Origin of the sequence: Brevundimonas sp., assembly GCF_035627475.1 — a bacterium.
Taxonomy (GTDB): Bacteria; Pseudomonadota; Alphaproteobacteria; order Caulobacterales; family Caulobacteraceae; genus Brevundimonas.
The window spans coordinates 1-18,399 of the sequence record NZ_DASPLR010000028.1; the positions used below are offsets into that span (position 1 = coordinate 1).

Here is an 18,399-nt window from a genome sequence, read left to right on the forward strand (position 1 = left end):
CCCCCGCCATCGCGAGGCCATCTGACCGCACCCAAGGCGCACGGCGAGCAAGCGGAGGCCATCCATCGACCTCCTCGAGGACCCCCGGACTCTCCATCGTCCGGGCTTCATCGCTCGACCACAGCCCGCCGTCGTCGAGGAACGTGGATCCGACGCCCTCCCCATCGACGGGATGGGCAATAGTATGCAGGAGGTTTTCACCAGGGCGCGTTCGTGACGCTGGCGCGGAGCGGTTATCGTTCAGAAACAGCGGCCTGGCTGTTCGAAGTATGGAGACCGAGGCGGGATTTGCAGCGCAGCAATTCCCGCTTTCGTCATCCCGGGCGCGAGTACAGCGAGACCCCGGGATGACGAAAGAAGGGGCGGGACAGCCGGCCGGACGGAGGGCTGCGCCGGCCGATTGCGATCAGCGCGCGACCTCCCACCACCTGCGCCCCCTCCTGATCAATTCGCGATCTGTCCTCCCCCTACGCCTGACGCGAATGGGGAGGTGAATGCCCCCCTACCCCGCGTTGGTGTTCGGGGACTGCTTCTCTTTGAGGGTGACGAGTTCCTCGGCCATGGTGGGGTGGACGGCGCAGGTGGCGTCCCACTGGGCCTTGGTCAGGCCGGCCTTCACGGCGATGGCGGCGAGCTGGATCATCTCGGGCGCCTCGGGGCCGACGATGTGGACGCCGACGACCTTCTGGCTGGTCGCATCGACGACCAGTTTCATCAGCATCCGCTCGTCCGAGCCGGTGAAGGCGTATTTCATCGGCCGGAAGCGGGTGACATAGACGTCGACCTCGCCCGGGCAGGAGTGGCGCGCCTCGCTTTCGGACAGGCCGACGACGCCGACCGGCGGCTGGCTGAACACGGCGGTGGCGACGGCCTCGTAGTCGAAATGGGTCGGCTTGTTCCGGTAGACGGTCTCGTGGAAGGCGATCGCCTCGCGGATGGCCACCGGGGTCAGGTTCATCCGGTCGGTGACGTCGCCGATGGCCCAGATGTTGTCGGCGGTGGTCTTCGAACAGGCGTCGACGCAGATCGCGCCGTTGTCGTCGACCTTCACCCCGGCGGCCTCGAGGCCCAGGTCCCTGACGTGCGGAACGCGGCCGGTGGCGAACATGACCACGTCGGTCTCGATGGCCATGCCGTTGCCGAGGTGGTTGACGATGCCGGTCTCCGTCTTCTCCAGCGAGGTGTGCTGGCAGCCGAGAATGACCTTGATGCCCCGCTTCTCGATCTCGCCGGCCAGGTGGGCGCGGACGTCGTCGTCGAAGCCGCGCAGGATGTTGGGACCGCGGTAGATCAGGGTGGTCTCGACCCCGAGGCCGGCGAAGATGCCGGCGAACTCGACCGCGATATAGCCGCCGCCGGCGATCAGGATGCGCTTCGGCAGTTCGGGCAGGTGGAAGGCCTCTTCCGAGGTGATGGCGTATTCGATGCCCGGCAGATCTTCCGGTTTCCACGGACGGCCGCCGGTGGCGATCAGGATCTTCTCCGCCGTGATGGTCTGGTTCTTGCCGAGGATTTCGACGGTGTGGGCGTCCTTCAGGACGGCGCGGCCGTGGACCAGGTCGACGCCGGCCTTGCCGAGATTGGCGGCGTAGATGCCGGACAGGCGGGCGATCTCGACATCCTTGGCCTCGAGGAAGGCCGGCCAGTCGAATTTCGCCTTGTCGAACGACCAGCCGTAGCCTTCGGCGATCTCGAGGGCGTGGCTGACCTCGGAGGCCATGACCATGAATTTCTTGGGCACGCAGCCGCGGATGACGCAGGTGCCGCCGACCCGGAACTCCTCGGCGATGGCGACGCGCTTGCCGCCGAGGGCGGTCAGGCGGGCGGCCCGGACCCCGCCGGAGCCGGCTCCGATGACGAAGAGGTCGTAGTCATAGTCGGCCAAGGGTCTTCTCCCGCTAGCGTCCGCCAGCGCGGCGGAGGCGCCCCGCATGTAGACACCCGGCGCCAAAAGCCAAGCGGCGTGCGCGCCGCCGGGTGGGCGGCGGGGGGCTTCCGGAGAACGGACCCGCATTGCCGGAGCCGTGTGGGAGGGCTAGCATCTCTCGCATGGGTTGAGGGAGACGACCATGATCGGCGTGTTGGCGGCGATGATGTTGACGGCGGCGGCCCAGGTTCAGCCCGGCCAGGCGGCGTCCGAGGCACCCCAGGACGCGCCCACGCGGCTGGAGGACGTCACCATCACCGGCCGAAGCCTCGAGCGGATGATCGGCGACTTCGTGGCCGAGGTCGCCGAGCCCAACCGGGGGCGGCGCCTGGCGCGCTGGGACCGCAGCATCTGCGTCGGCGTAGCCAATCTGCGGGCGGAAACGGCCCAGTATATCGTCGACCGCGTGTCCACGGTGGCGGGGGACATCGGCCTGAGGGCCGGGACGCCCGGCTGCACCCCCAATCTCCTGGTCGTCGCCACCGCCGACGGCGACGCAGCGGCCCGCGCGCTGGTGACGGAAAGCCGTCGCGCCTTCCGTATGGGCGGGGCGGGCATGGACCGCGGCATGGCGGCGCTCACCGATTTCCAGGAGACGGACCGTCCCGTCCGCTGGTGGCAGGTGGCCATGCCGACCGACAGCGAAACCGGCATGCGCGCCACCCGCCTGTCCGGTGACTGCCAGGCGTTCGAGTGCAACGCCTGGGACGGCAACGCCATGGGCTATGCGCCGGTGCTCAGCATCTCGTCGGCCTCGCGGCTGAACACCCAGATCGTCGACAACATCTTCCGGACGGTGGTGGTCGTCGACGTCGACGAGGTCTCGGACCTGACGGTGCAGCAGCTGGCCGACTACATCGCCATGGTGTCGCTGGCCCAGATCGATCCGGATGCCGACACCGGCCGGTACGCCACCATCCTGAACGTCTTCGACGACGCTGCGAACACGCCCGGCCTTACCAATTGGGACCTGGCCTATCTCGGCGGCCTCTACCAGGCCGAGCGGACCGACCAGAGCCGGGCGGCGGGACGCGCCGAGATCGAGGCCTCGATCGGACGGGCTCATGCGAGGGCCCGGGCGGAGGCGGACGAGTGAAGTCGCCGGGGACCGACAAGACCTGCCCCTCCCTTGACCGCCGCCTCGGGCACGCCGCTCATGGCCGAATGAATCCGACTGGATCGTGACCCATGGTTGCCTTCGCTCTCGCCATCGCCCTGGCCGCCGCTCCGATGCAGGAGCCGCCGCAGGAGCAAGCTGCGCAGCAGGCGCCGCAGGCTCTCGAGGATGTCGTGATCACCGGACGGCCGCTGGACGACATGATCCGGAGGTTCGTGGACGAGATCGCCGCTCCAAATCGCGGCCGGGGCATCGCCCGCTGGCGCGACCGGATCTGCATCGGGGTGGCCAATCTGAGGACGGAGCCGGCCCAGTATATCGTCGACCGCGTTTCGACCGTGGCGGGGGACATCGGCCTGACCCCGGGCCAGCCCGGTTGCGCGCCCAACGTCATCATCATCGCGAGCGACCAGCCCGCCGCCCTCGCTGAAGCCCTTGTCGCCCAGCGGCGGCGGGCCTTCCGGATGGGCGGGTCGGGCATGGACCGGGGCAATGGCGCCCTGCGCGCCTTCGTCGCCTCGGAAGCGCCGGTGCGCTGGTGGCAGGTCAGCATGCCGGTCGACGCCCGAACCGGCCAGCGCGCCACGCGCCTTCCGGGGGAATGCACGGGCTCCTGCGCCGGTCCCATGAGCTACGCCCCGGTCATCTCCGCCACCGCTTCGCGCATCAGCACGCCGATGGTCGACGACATCTTCCGGACCATCGTCATACTCGACATGATCCAGGCCGACCGGATCTCAGCGCGACAGCTGGCCGACTACGTGTCCATGGTCGTCCTGGCGCAGATCGATCCGGAAGCCGACACGAGCGGCTACGCATCGATCCTCAACGTGTTCGACGACCCCGCCGCCGCCGCGGGCCTGACGGACTGGGACCAGGCCTATCTGGCCGGGCTCTACGACGCCGAACGCACCCGGAAGAACCTCACCTCGGGGCGGGCAGAGATCGCCCGCTCGATCTACCGGGCCCATCAGGACCTGCACGCCGGGGACGAGGAATAGCCGGCGGTCAGGGCGTCAGCAGCTCCACCCCGCCGTCCGTGCCGATGATCGCCTCGTCGGCGAGGTCGAGGAACAGGCCGTGCTCGACCACGCCGGTGATCAGCTTGAGATCGTCGGCGAGGCGGGCCGGGTCGTGGATGACGCCGCATTTCGCGTCGTAGATCAGGTTGCCGCCGTCCGTGCGGACGAGGCCGCGCTCGGCAGTTCTGACCCGGGCGGGCATGGCGATGTCGTGGTCGGTGAGCACGTCGGCGATGCGGTTGGCGGTGGTCTTGTGGCCGAAGGCGACGACCTCGATCGGCAGGGCGAAGGCGCCGAGGGTCTTCACCACCTTGGCGGCGTCGGCGATGACGAGGCAGCGGGCCGAGGCCTCCCAGACCAGCTTCTCGCGCAGCAGGGCCGCGCCGCCGCCCTTGATCAGGGCCAGGCCGGGACCGACCTCGTCGGCGCCGTCGACGGTCAGGTCGATGCGGGGCGAGTCCTCGAGCGTCGAGAGCGGCAGGCCGAGCTCGCGGGCCAGTTCGGCGGTGGCCTCGGAGGTGGGGACGCAGCGCAGGTCCGGCAGGTTGCGGGCGGCGAGCGCCTTGACGAACCAGGCGGCGGTGGAGCCGGTGCCGAGGCCGACGGTCATGCCCGCCTCGACGCGGAGAGCGGCGGCTTCGCCGGCCAGGCGTTTCTGGTCGTCAGCACTCATTTCTTCGCCGCCTTCTTCGCCCGCATGGTTTCCATGAAGCGGGCCGCCCAGCCGGGTTTGGCCGTCTGCTCGCTCCGGCCCAGCGCCAGGTCGCCCGGGGCCACGTCCTTCGTGATCACCGAGCCGGAGCCGACCATGGCGCCGGCGCCGATGACGACCGGGGCCACGAGTGAGCTGTTGGAGCCGACGAAGGCGCCCTCGCCCACCGTGGTGCGGTGTTTGAAGAAGCCGTCGTAGTTGCAGAAGATGGTCCCGGCGCCGATGTTGGCCTTCACCCCGACCTCGCCGTCGCCGAGATAGGCGAGGTGGTTGGCCTTGGCGCCGGCGGCCATGCGGACGTTCTTCACTTCCACGAAATTGCCGACCTTGACCTTTTCGCCGAGGTCCGCGCCGGGGCGCAGGCGGGCGTAGGGGCCGACCTCGGCGCCGGCGGCGACCGTGGCGCCCTCGATGTGGCTGAAGGCGCGGATGCGGGCGCCGGAGGCGATCCGGGCGCCGGGGCCAAAGACCACGTACGGCTCGATCGTGGTCCCGCCGCCGACCTCGGTGTCGAAGGCGAAATGGACGGTGTCCGGGGCGGGCATGGTGACGCCGGCGGCGAGGAAGGCGGCGCGGCGGGCGTTCTGGAACAGGGCCTCGGCCACGGCCAGTTCGGACTGGGAGTTGACCCCCATGACGGCGTCCTCGGCGGCCATGACGGCGCGGGTCGGGGCGCCGTGACGGCGGGCCAGCTCGACCACGTCGGTGAGGTAGTATTCGGCCTTGGCGTTGTCGTTGCGGACCTCGCGCAGCAGGTCGAACAGCAGGCCGACCGGGGCGGCCATGACGCCGGAGTTGCAGGCCGTCAGGGCCAGCACCTCGGGCGAAGCTTCCCTGGCTTCGGTGATGGCGAGGAGCTGGTCGCCGTCCATGACGAGGCGGCCGTAGGCGCCGGGGTCGGCGGCCTCGAAGCCGATGACGGTGACGCCGTCGTGGGCGGCGAAGACCGGCTCGATGTCGGCGGCGGTCAGAAGGGGCACGTCGCCGTAGGTGATCACCACCTGGCCGACGAAATCACCGAGCACGGCCTCGGCGGCGCGGACGGCGTGGCCGGTGCCGAGCGGCGGGTCCTGCACCGCGACGGAGTCCTCGCCGAGGCGGCGGACGACATGGTCGCGGACCTCGGGCGAATGGGCCCCGACCACCACCACGATCCGCTCGCAGCCCAGCGCTTCGGCGGCGTCGATGGCGTGGTCCAGCATGGCGCGGCCGCCGACGGGGTGCAGCACCTTGGGCAGCGGCGACTTCATCCGCGTGCCCTGGCCGGCGGCGAGGATGATGGCGGCCCTGGGGTGGGGAGTGCTGGTCATGAATCGGTCCGGCGGCTAGGCGTCTGTGCGGTCTAGCCCATCGGGGCGGCCGGCGGGAGATGCGGATGCGCGACCTTGAGGGCTGGACCATCGCCTTCGACCTGGACGGGACGCTGGTGGAGACGGCGCCCGACCTGATCGGGACCCTGAACCGGATGCTGGCGGCGCGGGACATTCCGGCCATGCCGGTCGAGGCGGCGCAGCATCTGGTCGGACACGGGGCGCTGGCCCTGCTGCGGCACGGCTTCCAGGAGGCGGGGGCGGCCTGGGACGAGGCCGGGGCCCCTGCCCTGCTGGAGGAATTCCTCGCCGACTACCTGGCCAATATCGCCGTCCACAGCCGGCCCTACGACGGGGTGGTGGAGACGCTGGAGCGGCTGGCGGCCCGCGGCGCGCTCCTGTGCGTGGCGACCAACAAGCGGACGGACCTGTCCGTGGCCCTGATCGGGGCGTTGGGGCTGGAGCGGCATTTCGCCGTCGTCTGCGGGCCGGACCGGGTCTCGGCGCGCAAGCCGGACGGGGCCCATGTGCGCGAGGCGGTGGCGATGGCCGGCGGCGATCCGGCGCGGGCCATCATGGTCGGCGACGGCGCGCCGGACGTGCAGGCCGCAAAGGGCGCCGGCGTGGCCTGCGTGGTGGTGACCTTCGGCTATACGCCGATTCCGCCGGCGGATCTGGGCGGGGACGTGCTGATCGACCGCTTCGGCGAGCTCGAGGCCGCGATCGCAGCGCTGGTGGCGGATCAGGCGCTGCGGCGGGCGTCGAAGGCCTGACGCGCGGTCTCGATGCGGTCGAGGTGGGCCTCGGCCCAGCTCCAGACGCCGCAGAAGGCCGCCGAGAGGCTGTGGCCCATGTCGGTGAGGCGGTATTCGACACGCGGCGGGATCACCGGGTGGACGGTCCTGACGACGAGGCCGTCGCGCTCCATCTGGCGCAGGGTCCGGGTCAGCATCTTCTGGCTGATTCCGCCGGCCAGTTCGCCGATGCGGGTGAAGCGGAGCTCGCCGTGTTCCTCCAGGACCTCGAGCACGATCATGGTCCATTTGTCGGCGACGCGGCCGATGACCTCATTGACCAGGGCCTCGATCCGCGGATCCAGCGGCGGTTCGCCGGAAGAATTTTCGGCCTGAAGGGCAGCGTCAGCCATAACTCTCTTTCGGGTAACTACAGCACATTCGGGTGCCTGCTTTCTGATCGTAAGTGTGGGGTATAGATGATCGCCCGTCGGAAATCCAATCGACGGAGCACACCCATGGACACCCGCAACGACACCATCCTGATCACCGGCGGCGGCTCGGGGATCGGCAAGGCCATGGCCGAGGCGCTGCACGCGCGCGGCGCCAGGGTCATCATCGCCGGACGCCGGCGCGAGGCGCTGGAGGCGGTCGCCGCCGCCAACCCCGGGATGGCGTTCGAAACGGTGGACGTCGCCGACGCCGCCGATGTGAAAGCCTTCGCGGCGCGGGTCGTCGCCGCCCATCCGGACCTGAACGTGGTCATCAACAACGCCGGGATCATGGTGGTCGAGCAAGGGATCGATCTCGAGATCGCCGAACAGACCGTGGCCATCAACCTGCTGGGCCCGATCCGGCTGACGGCGGCGCTGCTGCCGCACCTGAAGTCGAAGACGAGGGCCAGCGTGGTCACCGTCTCGTCGGGGCTGGCCTTCGTGCCGCTGGCGGCGACGCCGACCTATTCGGCGACCAAGGCGGCCATCCATTCGTGGAGCCAGTCGCTGCGGCGCCAGTTGAGGGACACCAGCGTCGAAGTGATCGAATGGGCCCCGCCGGCGGTGGCTACGGACCTGATGCCGGGCCATGCGGAGAACCCCAACTCCATGCCGCTGGCCGAATTCACCGCCGAGAGCCTGGCCCTGTTCGAGGCGGGCGGACACGACGAGATCCTCGTCGAACGGGTCAAATTTCTCAGCGGAGCCGAGGCGCGGGGCGAGTACGACGCCGTATTCGCGGCCCTGAACGGACCGCGATAGACCTCCGCCGGGCCAGAATCGCATCCACAGCGGTTGCGGTTTTGGCCCGGAGCCAACATCTGAGCCGGCCCTGAGTCCAAACCGGCCCTCCTGCCCATGCTTCGTCGCTTCTTCGCCATTCCACTCTGGCAGCGGACCGCCGCCGGCTTCGCCCTCGGCATCGTCGCCGGACTGATCCTGCGCGAGCAGGCGGCGGTCTGGCTGCAGCCCATCGGCGACGTCTATCTGAACCTGATCCGGATGGTGGTGGCGCCGCTGGTGCTGTTCACCATCGCCAGCTCGATCGCGAAGCTCGGCGAGGGAGTCGGCGCGGTGCGGCTGGGGGTGCGCACGCTGGTCTGGTTCGCCCTGACCTCGCTGCTCGCGGTGCTGGTCGGCTTCGCCTTCGGCCACATCATCAACCCGGGGCTGGGGCTGGAGAACCTGCCGCTGGGCGAGGTTCGCGAGCGGGAAATCCCGACCCCGCTGGAGGTGCTGATCGGCATCGTGCCGACCAACCCCTTCGCCGCGCTGAGCGAGGGCAAGGTGCTGCAGATCCTGTTCTTCTCGGCCCTGGTCGGCGGGGCGCTGGTGGCGCTGGGCGACCGGGCGCAGGGCGTACGGCGGCTGGTCGACGAGGGCGCGGCGGTGATCTTCCGCATCACCCGCTGGGTCATCCAGCTGACCCCGTTCGGGGTGTTTGGCCTGATCGGCTCGGTCGTCGGCGGCTATGGCTGGGAGGCGCTGCTGCCGCTCGGCAAGTTCATCTTCGCCATCTACGCCGCCTGCCTGTTCCATATCTTGGTGGTCTATTCGGGTCTGCTGAAGCTGCACGGGCTGAAGGTGCGCAGCTTCTTCCGCGGGGCGTTCGCGGCGATGCAGACGGCCTTCGCCACCTCGTCCTCGCTGGGCACCCTGCCCGTCACCCTGCGCCAGACGGTCGAACGGCTGGGCGTGCCGCAGGCCTATGCGGCCTTCGCCGTGCCGCTGGGCGCCAACGTCAAGATGGACGGGTGCGGCGCCATCTATCCGGCCATCGCCGCCATCTTCATCGCCCAGTATTTCGGCATCGAGCTGAGCCTGACGCAGTATGTGCTGATCGGACTGACGGCGGTGCTGGGATCGCTGGGGACGGCGGGCGTGCCCGGCACCTCCATCGTCATGCTGACCCTGACCCTGTCCACCGCGGGCCTGCCGCTGGAGGGCGTCGGCTACATCATCGCCATCGACCGGATCATCGACATGATGCGCACGGCGACCAATGTCACCGGCCAGATGCTGGTCCCGGTTCTGGTGGCCAGGGAAGAGAAAATCCTCGACGAGGGCATCTATAACGGCCACGTCGCCTGGCTGCCCGGCGACCCGGAGGCGGAGACGCCCGAGACGGTGCGCGCGGCGGGCATCTGAGGCTTGCGTGCGTCCGGGGACCGGGCTATGTCCGCGCCCTCCCCGTCCGGCAGGCTGGTTCGGGACCCGATCGATGGATGCGTAGCTCAGCGGGAGAGCACCTCGTTCACACCGAGGGGGTCACAGGTTCAATCCCTGTCGCATCCACCATTCGCCTCCCGAAATCTCAGTGCTCATCGCCTTCCACCGGGCAGACGACGGCTTCGCTGATGGCGACGAAGCGACCCTCCCCATCTATCTCGATCGCCCAGTCCGCGCGCATCAGCCCGGGTTCGTCGCCTTCGCCGGGCCCTCCGCCCACCAAGGCCAGGAGCCCAAGGTCGACGTGATCGGGACCTGCATCGGATCGGCGGCAGTAGGCGACGTAGCTGGCGGCGTCGGGCGCCGTGAGGCGGAGGGTGTCCAGACCGCGCCATCTGGCGTTGCGCCCGTGCCGGCCGATCTCGATCTTGGAGATCAGGATCCAGTCGCGCTGATTCGCCTCTGACCGGAGGACAGCCACCGCCAGGCCGCCCCGAACGTAGCTGCCGCCATAGTGGTCAAACCCCTCCAACTCCTCAGCGTCGCCGCCCGCCCATGTCGCGCCCACGAGCCCCCGCTCGTCGGCCGCACCCCGGGACTGGGCGATCGCGCCCGGCGGAACCAAGCCGACCCCCAAGGCCAGAACAGTCGCCAAGCCCTGGATGACTGCGCACGCCATATCCCCTCCCCCTACTGGGTCGCCGGCAGGCGGACGATGACGTCGTCGACCTGGACGCCGCCGCGGTCGATGACCAGGTTCTGGTAGTTGCGCTGGCCGTCCTGGGTCTCGGCCTGGACGTCCTCGACCTCGACCCGGAACTGGCGGCGCAGCCAGGTGGCCAGCTCGCCGGCGGTGACGAGGCGGTCGCCGTCGCCGTCGGCGGAGCCCGACATCCCCTCGCGGACGAAGTGGGACAGGTAGCCGCCGGCCTGGAATTTGTCGGCTACGGCGCTGGTCAGGTCCTCTTCGGAGCTGAACACGCCCATGACCCCGGGACGGTCGACGACGTTGCGGGCGAAGCCGCCGGAGAAGCAGGCGTCCACCACCAGCAGGGCCAGCCGGGTGTCGAGCGAGGCGAACAGCCGGCCCAGCTCGGCGTCGCTGATCGCGCCGTCGACCAGCACGAGCGTCTCCGACTTGCCGTCGGGCTCGAGGCCGGTGACGGCGGTCGGCTCCTGATCGCCGTGGCCCGAGAAGAAGAACAGGAACATGTCGTCGGGTCCGGCCTGGGCGGCGACGCGGGCGAAGGCGGCGCGGACGCCGGCGACCGTGGCCTCGGCGTTGGTCAGGACAATGCTGGCGTCGTTCAGCGAGCCGTCGCGCTGCAGGACCTCGGCCAGTTTGCGGGCGTCCTCGTCGGTGAAGGGCAGGTCGTCGGCGTCGCCCTCATAGTCCGAAACGCCGACCATGAGGGCGAAGACGCGCGCGCCCCCGGCGACGGCGGCCTGGCGGGGGGGCTCGTGGCCGGCCTCGACGCTGAAGCGGTAGGAGCCGGTCTCGCCAGGCCGGTAGGAGGTGACGCGGACCTGGTAGTCGCCGTCCTCGGGCAGGACGAGATCCTGGCGGCTGTTGGTCCCGTCCTCGCCGTCATCGTTGTCGAACTGTTCGCCCGAGGGCGTGATCACCATGGTGTAGGCGTCGAAGGCGGAGGAGGTCAGGTCGACCGTGACGCGCTGGCCGCGGCGGCCGCTGAATCGGTAGTTGTCCACGTATTCGCCGGAATCGAGGGTGTCGTCGCCGCCGGCCAGGGCGCCCGAAACGGCCTCGCCGAGGGTCACCCGGCCGCCTTCCGCGGACCGCGAGGACGGGGCCTCCGACGGCGGACGGGGCGCGGAGACCCCGGCGCCGTCGAGCACGGCGAGACGGTAGGCGCCGCTCTCCTTGGGGGCGTAGCTGGTGGCCGAGATCCGGTACTCGCCGTCCGCCGGCAGGGTGATCAGCAGGCGGCTGTCACGCGAGTCCTCGACCCCGGCGTCGTCGTCGTTGTCGCTGGAGAAGTCGTCCGGCCCGCGGACCATCAGATAGGGGTCGAAGTCGGTCGAGCTCAGGCGGATGTCGAGTTGCTGGCCGCGCCGCCCGCGCAGGGTCCAGGTGTCGATGAATTCGCCGGTTTCGAGTTGATCGTCCCCGCTGGCGAGGTCGCCCCCCACGGTGCGCCCGATCGCGAGGTCGCCCGAAGCGCCAGCGGCGTCCGGCCTGGCGGACGGGCCGCCGGACGCCGAGAGGGTCAGGCGATAGGCGCCGGTCTCGCCGGGCGCGTAGCTGGTGGCGTCGATCTCGACCTGGCCCGAGGCGGGGGCGGTGAAGACCAGGCGGCTGTCGCGCGAGCCCCGCGCCGCCGGATCGTCGTCATTGTCCTCGCTCAGTCCGCCCGGCCCCCGAACCAGCAGATAGGGATCGAAGGCCGAGGCCGAGAGGTCGACCTCATAGGTTTCCCCGGCCCGCACCGACAGCGTCCAGGTGTCGGTGTACTCGCCGCTCTGGAGGGTGTTGTCGCCCCGCCGCAGTTCGCCCTGCACGGTCTGGCCGGGGCGAATCGGCCGCGCCGCCTCCTGGGCGGGACCCGCCGGGAAGGCGACGGCGGGCTGGACCAGCATCGTCAGGGCCGTGGTGGCGGCGAGCAGCGTTCTGAACATGGATGATCCCCCTCGCTCGCAGCTTTACCGAACGGGGGTTGCTTGTCACGGGGCCGGCCCCGCTCCGTCAGAAACCGACAGGCCGCTGTTCTGCCTTGATCGGCGGGCATACGACCGCCCCTTCGCCGCCCGTCCGGGCTGGCGCGCGCCGCGTTGGCGCCTTACGGACCGCTTCATGCCCTTCCCCGCCAGTCATCCCGCGCTCGACCGCGCGCTTTCCGCCCGTGGCTACGACGAGCCCACCCCGGTCCAGTCCGCCGTGCTCGACGCCGCCCTGAACGAGGACGGCTCCGGTCATCCAGGAACGGGCCGCGACCTGCTGGTTTCCGCCCAGACCGGATCGGGCAAGACCGTGGCCTTCGGCCTGGCGCTGGCGCCGACCCTGCTGGGCGAGGCGGAGAAGTTCGCCGAATTCGGCGCGCCGGTGGCCCTGGTCATCGCCCCGACCCGGGAGCTGGCGCTGCAGGTGTCGAACGAGCTGCAGTGGCTGTACGCCCAGACGGGCGCACGCATCGTCTCGTGCGTCGGCGGCATGGACCCCAAGGTGGAGCGCCGGGCGCTGGAGCGCGGCTGCCATATCGTGGTCGGCACCCCGGGCCGCCTGCGCGACCACGTCGAGCGCGGGGCGCTGGACCTGTCGACGCTGCAGGCCGTGGTGCTGGATGAAGCCGACGAAATGCTGGACATGGGCTTCCAGGAAGACCTGACCTTCATCCTCGACGCCGCCCCGGCCGAGCGCCGCACCCTGATGTTCTCGGCGACGCTGGCGCGCGACATCGTGCAACTGGCCAGGACCTATCAGAAGGACGCGCTGCGCATCGACACGGTGGCGGGCGCGGGCTCGCACGCCGACATCGAATACAAGGCCATCCGGGTGGCGCCGAACGAGGTCGAGCTCGCGGTCGTCAATGTGCTGCGGTATTTCGAGGCCCCCGGGGCGCTGGTGTTCGCCAACACCCGCGAGCGGGTGAAGCACCTGACATCGAGCCTGCGCGAACGCGGCTTTTCGGTCGTCGGCCTGTCGGGCGAGCTGACCCAGAGCCAGCGGTCGGAGGCCCTGCAAGCCCTTCGTGATGGTCATGCCCGGGTGTGCGTGGCCACCGACGTGGCGGCCCGCGGCCTGGACCTGCCCGACCTGGGGCTGGTCATCCACGCCGAGATCCCGGTCAACAAGGCCGGCCTGCTGCACCGCTCGGGCCGCACCGGACGGGCCGGAAAGAAGGGCGTCTCGGTGCTGCTGGTCAGCTATACGCGGCGCCGCAAGGTCGAGCTGATGCTGCAGTCGGCCTCGATCAAGGCGGAGTGGTCGGGCCCGCCCTCGGCGGAGATGATCCTCGAGAACGACCGCAAGCGGATGCTGGCGGATCCGGTGCTGACGGCGCCGGTGGAGGACGAGGACACCCTGGCGCTGGGCCGGCAGCTGCTTGAGAAGAGCTCGCCCGAACAGGTCGCGGCCGCCCTGATCCGCCTGTACCAGCAGAAGCTGCCGGCGCCGGAGGAGGTCTATGACGACGAGCGGATGAAGCGGCAGCAGGCCAGCGGCAAGAACGACAAGGGCCAGCCGGACGTGCCCTATACGGACTTCGCCCGCGGCGGCGACATGGCCTGGTTCCGCATCAACATCGGCCGCGACAAGAACGCCGATCCGAAATGGCTGATGCCGACCATCTGCCGCCTCGGCCACGTGACCAAGCGCGACATCGGCGCGATCAAGATCTTCGAGCGCGAGACCAAGTTCGAGATCACCCAGGAGATGAAGGCGAAATTCGAGGCCGCCATCGCCCAGGGGCTCGAGGACGGGGTGAAGATCGATCCGGCCGTCAAGCCGGGTCCGTCGGAGAGGCCGGTCAGCCGCTGGGACAAGAAGCCCGGTGCGGGCGGAGACCGTCCCGAGAAGAAGCCGTGGAAGGCCCGCGAAGAGGGCGGCGACAAGCCCGCCTGGAAGCCGCGCGAGGACCGTCCGGAACGCGCGAAGAAGCCGTGGGTGAAGCGCGAGGACGGCGACAAGCCCGCCTGGAAGGCCCGCGAGGACCGTCCGCAGGGCGAAAAGAAGCCCTGGGTGAAGCAAGACACCGCCGCTCCGGCGGCCGAGGGCAAGAAGCCCTGGGTCAAGCGCACGCCCGACACGCCGACGCCTCCGGGCAAGAAGCCGTGGGTGAAGAAGCCCGCGGCCGAAGGCAGGACGCCGTGGACGCCGCGCTCCGACGCCGAGGCCGCGCCGGCCGCCGCCGGCGACACGCCGTGGAAGGGCAAGCCCAAGGGCGGGGATCGTCCGTGGGCTCCGAAGGACGCTCGCGGCAAGCCGCCGGCGAAGAAGCCCTACAAGGCCAGGTGAGCGGGCCGGGCCTCTGTACGCCCGTTATTCCCGGACCTGACCGAGGATGACGGCGCACGGGCGGCCGAGGATTGATCGCAGCCTGTAACCGTTTACGGTGAACCCAAGGCAAGAAGCGGCGGGCAGGAAATCCATGGCGGACGTGCGGCTGACGGGCGTGACCAAACGCTTCGGCGCGACCGAGGTGCTGAAGGGCATCGACCTGGAGATCGCCGACGGGGAGTTCGTGGTCTTCGTCGGCCCTTCCGGCTGCGGCAAGTCCACCCTGCTGCGCACCATCGCCGGCCTGGAGGAGGCTGATGGAGGCGAGATCGCCATCGGCGGACGGACGGTCAACGAGCTGTCGCCGTCGGACCGGGGCATCGCCATGGTGTTCCAGTCCTACGCCCTGTATCCGCACATGAACGTCTACGAAAACATGGCGTTCGGACTGAAACTTGCCAAACTGGACAAGGCCGAGGTCGACCGGCGGGTGCGCGGCGCAGCCGAGACGCTGAACATCACAGATTATCTGGACCGCAAGCCGAAGGCCCTGTCCGGCGGCCAGAGGCAGCGGGTGGCCATCGGCCGGGCCATCGTGCGCGAGCCGCAGGTCTTCCTGTTCGACGAGCCCCTGTCCAACCTCGACGCCGCCCTGCGCGTGCGGATGCGCTACGAGTTCGCCAGCCTGCATGAGCGGCTGAAGACGACCGTGGTCTATGTCACCCACGACCAGGTCGAGGCCATGACCCTGGCCGACCGGATCGTGGTGCTGAACGGCGGCGTGATCGAGCAGGTCGGCCGGCCGATGGAGCTGTACGAGCGGCCGCGGAACCTGTTCGTGGCCGAGTTCATCGGCAGCCCGAAGATGAATCTGCTGCCGGCGGAGATCGTCACGGCCTCGGCCGGCGGCGCCACGGTGCGGACGGCGGCGGGCGAGACGGTCAAGGTCGCCGTCGAGGCCTCTTCGGCGAAGCCCGGCGACATGGTGACCCTCGGCGTCCGGCCCGAGCATCTGGCCCTGGCCGGCAAGGACGACAGCCTCGCCGCGACGGTGACCTTCGTCGAGACCCTCGGCCACGCGACCTATGCCTATCTGACCGCCGGCGAGGCGGCCGTGACGGTGCTGCTGCCCGGCGACGCCCGGCCGCCGGCCGTCGGCGAGACGCTGAAGCTGGGCGTCCCGGCGGCCCAGGCGCATCTGTTCGACGGCAATGGCGAGGCTTTCGCCCGCCTCTGACCGTCCCGTGCGATCTGCGTGTTGCGTCGCACAACGGGCTGGCCCTAGATGCGGCATGCCCGCCCCCTCCCCGGCCTCGCTGACCATCGACCTGCAGGCGCTCGTCGCCAACTATCTGATGCTGGAACGGATCGGCGGCGTGCCGGTGCATCCGGTGGTCAAGGCCGACGCATACGGCCTGGGCGCCGCCGCCTGCGCGGAACGGCTGATGCGCGAGGGGGCGCGGACCTTCTTCGTCGCCCGCACGCGGGAAGGCGAGCAGCTCCGCGCCGCCCTCGGACCCGAGCCGGCCATCTATGTCCTCGACGGCTGCCTGGCGGGCCGGGCGCAGCGCCTGCGCGAGGCCGACCTGCGGCCGGTGCTGAACACCCGGGTCCAGCTGGCGGAGTGGCTGGCGGCGGGCGGCGGGCGATGCGGCCTGCAGATCGACACCGGCATGAACCGGCTGGGGTTCCGGCCCGAGGACGCGCCCGAACCGTTCGCGGGGCTGGACCTCGTCCTGAGCCACCTCGCCTGCGCCGACGATCCGGCCGAGCCGATGAACGCCCGGCAGCGGGACGCCTTCGCCGCGGCGGCGGAGCGGTATCCGGGGACGGTGCGCTCGTTCGCCAATTCGGGCGGCGTCTTCCTGGGGAGCGACTACGGCTTCGATGCGTCGCGGCCCGGCATCTGCCTGTACGGCGGCGGGCCCGAGGGGCGGCCGGACGAGCGGATCAAGCCGGTGGCAACGCTGACGGCCGAGGTGCTGCAGGTGCGCGATGTGCCCGCCGGCGAAAGCGTGGGCTATTCGCGCGGCTTCGTGGCCGGGACGCCGCGCCGGATCGCGACCGTGGCGGCGGGCTACGCCGACGGCGTGCTGCGCAGCTACAGCCCGCGCGGTCAGGTCTGGGTCGGGGACGCGCTTCGGCCGATCGTCGGGCGCGTCTCGATGGACGTCTGCGCCGTCGACGTGACCGGGCTGGAGACCGAGGTCGGCGACCCTGTCGAGCTGTTCGGACCGAACCGTCCGCTGGACGAGGCGGCGGCGGCGGCGGGAACGGTGGCCTGGGAGCTGCTCACCTCGGTCGGACAGCGGGTGCAGAGGCGCTACGTCGGCTGAGACCAGCCGCCGGACTGGGTCAGGGCCACGGCGAATACGGCGATCAGCAGTGGCATGGCGACGATGAACAGCGGCCGCGCGATGCCGGCCCAGCGGGCGGCGATCTCGTCGTTCAGTTCGGAATAGCGGCCGCCCAGCAGCCAGCCGAGGTAGCCGAACAGTTCCAGCGGGTTCGACAGGGGATCGGGGGCCTCGCCCGCCTTGCCCTCGGTCTTGAGCCGCTGCACGCGGGCGAGCAGCCGCCAGGCGCTCAGACCGTAGGCCATGGCGAGAACCCAGGTCACGCCGAACAGGATGAAGAAGGATTTCCCGGACATGCGGCCCCTGCGTCATTATCGGTCGTAGGGCGATCGGAGCCCCCTGCCCCGCCCGCGTCGACTCCTGTAAGCCAACAGCATGGCTCGCGACGGTGCAATCTATGTTTGTCAGTCCTGCGGGGCGGTCCACGGCAAGTGGTCCGGCCAGTGCGGAGCGTGCGGCCAGTGGAATTCGATCGTCGAGGAGAGCCGCTCGGCCCCGCCCGGCGCGCTGAAGCCGGCGGCGAGCAGCCGGTCGCGGGGGGTTCAGTTCGAGACCCTGCAGTCCGACACGCCGGAGCCGCCGCGCATCATCACCGGCGTGACCGAGTTCGACCGGGTCTGCGGCGGCGGCGTGGTGCCCGGTTCGGCGATCCTGCTGAGCGGCGATCCGGGGGTCGGCAAGTCGACCCTGCTGCTGGACGTGGCCGGACGGGCCGCGATGTCGGGGCGGCGGGTGGCCTATATCTCGGGCGAGGAGGCGGTCGAGCAGATCCGGGCGCGGGCCAAGCGGATGGGGCTGGCGGGCGCGCCGGTCGAACTGGCCTCGGCCACGGCGCTGCGCGAGATCCTCGGCACGCTGAAGCGCGAGAAGTTCGACATCGTCATCGTCGATTCGATCCAGACGCTGTGGTCGGACGCGCACGAGGCCGGGCCGGGGTCGGTGACCCAGGTGCGGGCCTGCGCCGGGGAGATGGTGCGGCTGGCCAAGTCGCAGGGCGTGGCCGTGGTGCTGGTCGGCCATGTGACCAAGGACGGCCAGGTGGCGGGACCGCGCGTGGTCGAGCACATGGTCGACGCGGTGCTGAGCTTCGAGGGCGAGCGCGGCTATCCGTTCCGTATCCTGCGGGCGGGCAAGAACCGTTTCGGGGCCACCGACGAGATCGGGGTGTTCGAGATGGGCGACAGCGGCCTGCGCGAGGTCAGCAATCCCTCGGCCCTGTTCCTCGGCGAGGGCAAGGACCGGGCGCCGGGGGCGGCGGTGTTCGCCGGCATCGAGGGGTCGCGGCCGGTGCTGGTCGAGGTGCAGGCGCTGGTGTCGAAATCGGCCTATGGCACGCCGCGCCGGGCGGTGGTCGGCTGGGACACCGGGCGGCTGGCCATGGTGCTGGCGGTCCTCGAAGCCCGCTGCGGCTTCGGCTTCGGGGATCAGGACGTCTATCTGAACGTGGCCGGCGGCCTGCGCATCAACGAGCCGGCGGCCGACCTGGCGGCGGCGGCGGCGCTCGTCAGTTCGGCGACCCACATGCCCCTGCCGCAGGGCTGCGTGGTGTTCGGCGAGATCAGCCTGTCTGGCGAGATCCGGGCCGTCGGCCGGGCGGAAGCGC

The 18,399-nt window shown here is 70.4% G+C and carries 16 protein-coding genes and 1 tRNA gene; 10 read left to right on the plus strand and 7 right to left on the minus strand.

Translation table 11 applies throughout. From position 1 onward, the window contains the following. Positions 1 to 502 precede the first annotated feature (502 nt). Positions 503 to 1,885, minus strand: a complete 1,383-nt coding sequence (gene gor / locus VEA62_RS07365) for a glutathione-disulfide reductase (protein WP_324820121.1) — start codon at positions 1,883 to 1,885, stop codon at positions 503 to 505. Between the two features lie 184 nt (positions 1,886 to 2,069). Between gor and VEA62_RS07370 the strand changes: the two genes are divergently transcribed. Beyond that, on the plus strand, positions 2,070 to 3,023 hold the full coding sequence (locus VEA62_RS07370) for a hypothetical protein (RefSeq protein WP_324820123.1): 954 nt from the start codon (positions 2,070 to 2,072) through the stop codon (positions 3,021 to 3,023). 92 nt (positions 3,024 to 3,115) lie between these two features. Next, entirely contained in the window at positions 3,116 to 4,045 is a 930-nt protein-coding gene (locus VEA62_RS07375) for a hypothetical protein (protein ID WP_324820125.1), read from the plus strand. A 7-nt stretch (positions 4,046 to 4,052) separates the two neighbouring features. Here the strand turns inward: VEA62_RS07375 and rpiA are convergent, their stop codons facing one another. After that, positions 4,053 to 4,739, minus strand: coding sequence for a ribose-5-phosphate isomerase RpiA (gene rpiA / locus VEA62_RS07380; RefSeq protein WP_324820127.1), 687 nt, complete (start codon positions 4,737 to 4,739; stop codon positions 4,053 to 4,055). Further along, complete coding sequence (glmU, locus tag VEA62_RS07385) at positions 4,736 to 6,088, minus strand: bifunctional UDP-N-acetylglucosamine diphosphorylase/glucosamine-1-phosphate N-acetyltransferase GlmU (RefSeq protein ID WP_324820129.1); 1,353 nt, start codon at positions 6,086 to 6,088, stop codon at positions 4,736 to 4,738. The genes rpiA and glmU overlap by 4 nt, the downstream gene beginning before the upstream one ends. A gap of 59 nt (positions 6,089 to 6,147) precedes the next feature. Between glmU and VEA62_RS07390 the strand changes: the two genes are divergently transcribed. After that, complete coding sequence (locus VEA62_RS07390; protein ID WP_414641844.1) at positions 6,148 to 6,861, plus strand: HAD-IA family hydrolase; 714 nt, start codon at positions 6,148 to 6,150, stop codon at positions 6,859 to 6,861. On the opposite strand, the gene VEA62_RS07395 is transcribed toward VEA62_RS07390, so the two are convergent. Continuing rightward, positions 6,831 to 7,235 carry a helix-turn-helix domain-containing protein gene (locus tag VEA62_RS07395; protein WP_324820133.1) on the minus strand — a complete coding sequence of 135 codons (405 nt, stop codon included), beginning with the start codon at positions 7,233 to 7,235 and terminating at the stop codon, positions 6,831 to 6,833. The genes VEA62_RS07390 and VEA62_RS07395 overlap by 31 nt on opposite strands. A 105-nt stretch (positions 7,236 to 7,340) precedes the next feature. On the opposite strand from VEA62_RS07395, the gene VEA62_RS07400 reads away from it, so the two are divergent. The 3 genes from VEA62_RS07400 to VEA62_RS07410 all read left to right on the plus strand — a co-directional run bounded on the left by VEA62_RS07400 (position 7,341) and on the right by VEA62_RS07410 (position 9,614). Next, complete coding sequence (locus tag VEA62_RS07400) at positions 7,341 to 8,078, plus strand: SDR family oxidoreductase (protein ID WP_324820135.1); 738 nt, start codon at positions 7,341 to 7,343, stop codon at positions 8,076 to 8,078. Positions 8,079 to 8,174: 96 nt separating this feature from the next. Further along, positions 8,175 to 9,464 carry a dicarboxylate/amino acid:cation symporter gene (locus VEA62_RS07405; RefSeq protein ID WP_324820137.1) on the plus strand — a complete coding sequence of 430 codons (1,290 nt, stop codon included), beginning with the start codon at positions 8,175 to 8,177 and terminating at the stop codon, positions 9,462 to 9,464. 75 nt (positions 9,465 to 9,539) lie between these two features. After that, positions 9,540 to 9,614, plus strand: a tRNA-Val gene (locus tag VEA62_RS07410). A gap of 16 nt (positions 9,615 to 9,630) precedes the next feature. On the opposite strand, the gene VEA62_RS07415 is transcribed toward VEA62_RS07410, so the two are convergent. Both VEA62_RS07415 and VEA62_RS07420 read right to left on the minus strand, forming a co-directional pair. Then, entirely contained in the window at positions 9,631 to 10,140 is a 510-nt protein-coding gene (locus VEA62_RS07415; protein WP_324820139.1) for a hypothetical protein, read from the minus strand. Positions 10,141 to 10,175: 35 nt separating this feature from the next. After that, entirely contained in the window at positions 10,176 to 12,122 is a 1,947-nt protein-coding gene (locus VEA62_RS07420; RefSeq protein ID WP_324820141.1) for a pre-peptidase C-terminal domain-containing protein, read from the minus strand. Positions 12,123 to 12,297: 175 nt separating this feature from the next. Here VEA62_RS07420 and VEA62_RS07425 point away from each other — a divergent pair, with 175 nt between their 5' ends. From VEA62_RS07425 to alr, 3 genes are all read left to right on the plus strand, one after another. Then, a complete protein-coding gene (locus VEA62_RS07425; protein ID WP_324820143.1) occupies positions 12,298 to 14,457 on the plus strand; it encodes a DEAD/DEAH box helicase in 2,160 nt (719 codons plus the stop codon). Between the two features lie 133 nt (positions 14,458 to 14,590). Next, complete coding sequence (locus tag VEA62_RS07430) at positions 14,591 to 15,676, plus strand: sn-glycerol-3-phosphate ABC transporter ATP-binding protein UgpC (RefSeq protein ID WP_324820148.1); 1,086 nt, start codon at positions 14,591 to 14,593, stop codon at positions 15,674 to 15,676. Between the two features lie 55 nt (positions 15,677 to 15,731). Next, positions 15,732 to 16,775 (plus strand): alanine racemase, encoded by a 1,044-nt coding sequence (alr, locus tag VEA62_RS07435; protein WP_324820150.1) that lies wholly within the window; start codon positions 15,732 to 15,734, stop codon positions 16,773 to 16,775. Here alr and VEA62_RS07440 read toward each other — a convergent pair. Beyond that, positions 16,763 to 17,092 carry a hypothetical protein gene (locus tag VEA62_RS07440; RefSeq protein ID WP_324820152.1) on the minus strand — a complete coding sequence of 110 codons (330 nt, stop codon included), beginning with the start codon at positions 17,090 to 17,092 and terminating at the stop codon, positions 16,763 to 16,765. The two genes, alr and VEA62_RS07440, sit on opposite strands and share 13 nt — an antisense overlap. Positions 17,093 to 17,171: 79 nt before the next feature. On the opposite strand from VEA62_RS07440, the gene radA reads away from it, so the two are divergent. Then, a partial coding sequence (gene radA, locus VEA62_RS07445) for a DNA repair protein RadA (RefSeq protein WP_324820154.1) occupies positions 17,172 to 18,399 on the plus strand: 1,228 nt, incomplete at its 3' end.

Bases quoted from the DNA above. Each gene is read 5' to 3' on its own strand.
- alr (WP_324820150.1), top strand. From the start codon at position 15,732: ATGCCCGCCCCCTCCCCGGCCTCGCTGACCATCGACCTGCAGGCGCTC.
- VEA62_RS07405 (WP_324820137.1), top strand. From the start codon at position 8,175: ATGCTTCGTCGCTTCTTCGCCATTCCACTCTGGCAGCGGACCGCCGCC.
- VEA62_RS07425 (WP_324820143.1), top strand. From the start codon at position 12,298: ATGCCCTTCCCCGCCAGTCATCCCGCGCTCGACCGCGCGCTTTCCGCC.
- VEA62_RS07395 (WP_324820133.1), bottom strand. From the start codon at position 7,235: ATGGCTGACGCTGCCCTTCAGGCCGAAAATTCTTCCGGCGAACCGCCG.
- VEA62_RS07440 (WP_324820152.1), bottom strand. From the start codon at position 17,092: ATGTCCGGGAAATCCTTCTTCATCCTGTTCGGCGTGACCTGGGTTCTC.
- rpiA (WP_324820127.1), bottom strand. From the start codon at position 4,739: ATGAGTGCTGACGACCAGAAACGCCTGGCCGGCGAAGCCGCCGCTCTC.
- VEA62_RS07375 (WP_324820125.1), top strand. From the start codon at position 3,116: ATGGTTGCCTTCGCTCTCGCCATCGCCCTGGCCGCCGCTCCGATGCAG.
- VEA62_RS07430 (WP_324820148.1), top strand. From the start codon at position 14,591: ATGGCGGACGTGCGGCTGACGGGCGTGACCAAACGCTTCGGCGCGACC.
- VEA62_RS07420 (WP_324820141.1), bottom strand. From the start codon at position 12,122: ATGTTCAGAACGCTGCTCGCCGCCACCACGGCCCTGACGATGCTGGTC.
- glmU (WP_324820129.1), bottom strand. From the start codon at position 6,088: ATGACCAGCACTCCCCACCCCAGGGCCGCCATCATCCTCGCCGCCGGC.
- VEA62_RS07370 (WP_324820123.1), top strand. From the start codon at position 2,070: ATGATCGGCGTGTTGGCGGCGATGATGTTGACGGCGGCGGCCCAGGTT.
- VEA62_RS07400 (WP_324820135.1), top strand. From the start codon at position 7,341: ATGGACACCCGCAACGACACCATCCTGATCACCGGCGGCGGCTCGGGG.
- VEA62_RS07390 (WP_414641844.1), top strand. From the start codon at position 6,148: ATGCGGATGCGCGACCTTGAGGGCTGGACCATCGCCTTCGACCTGGAC.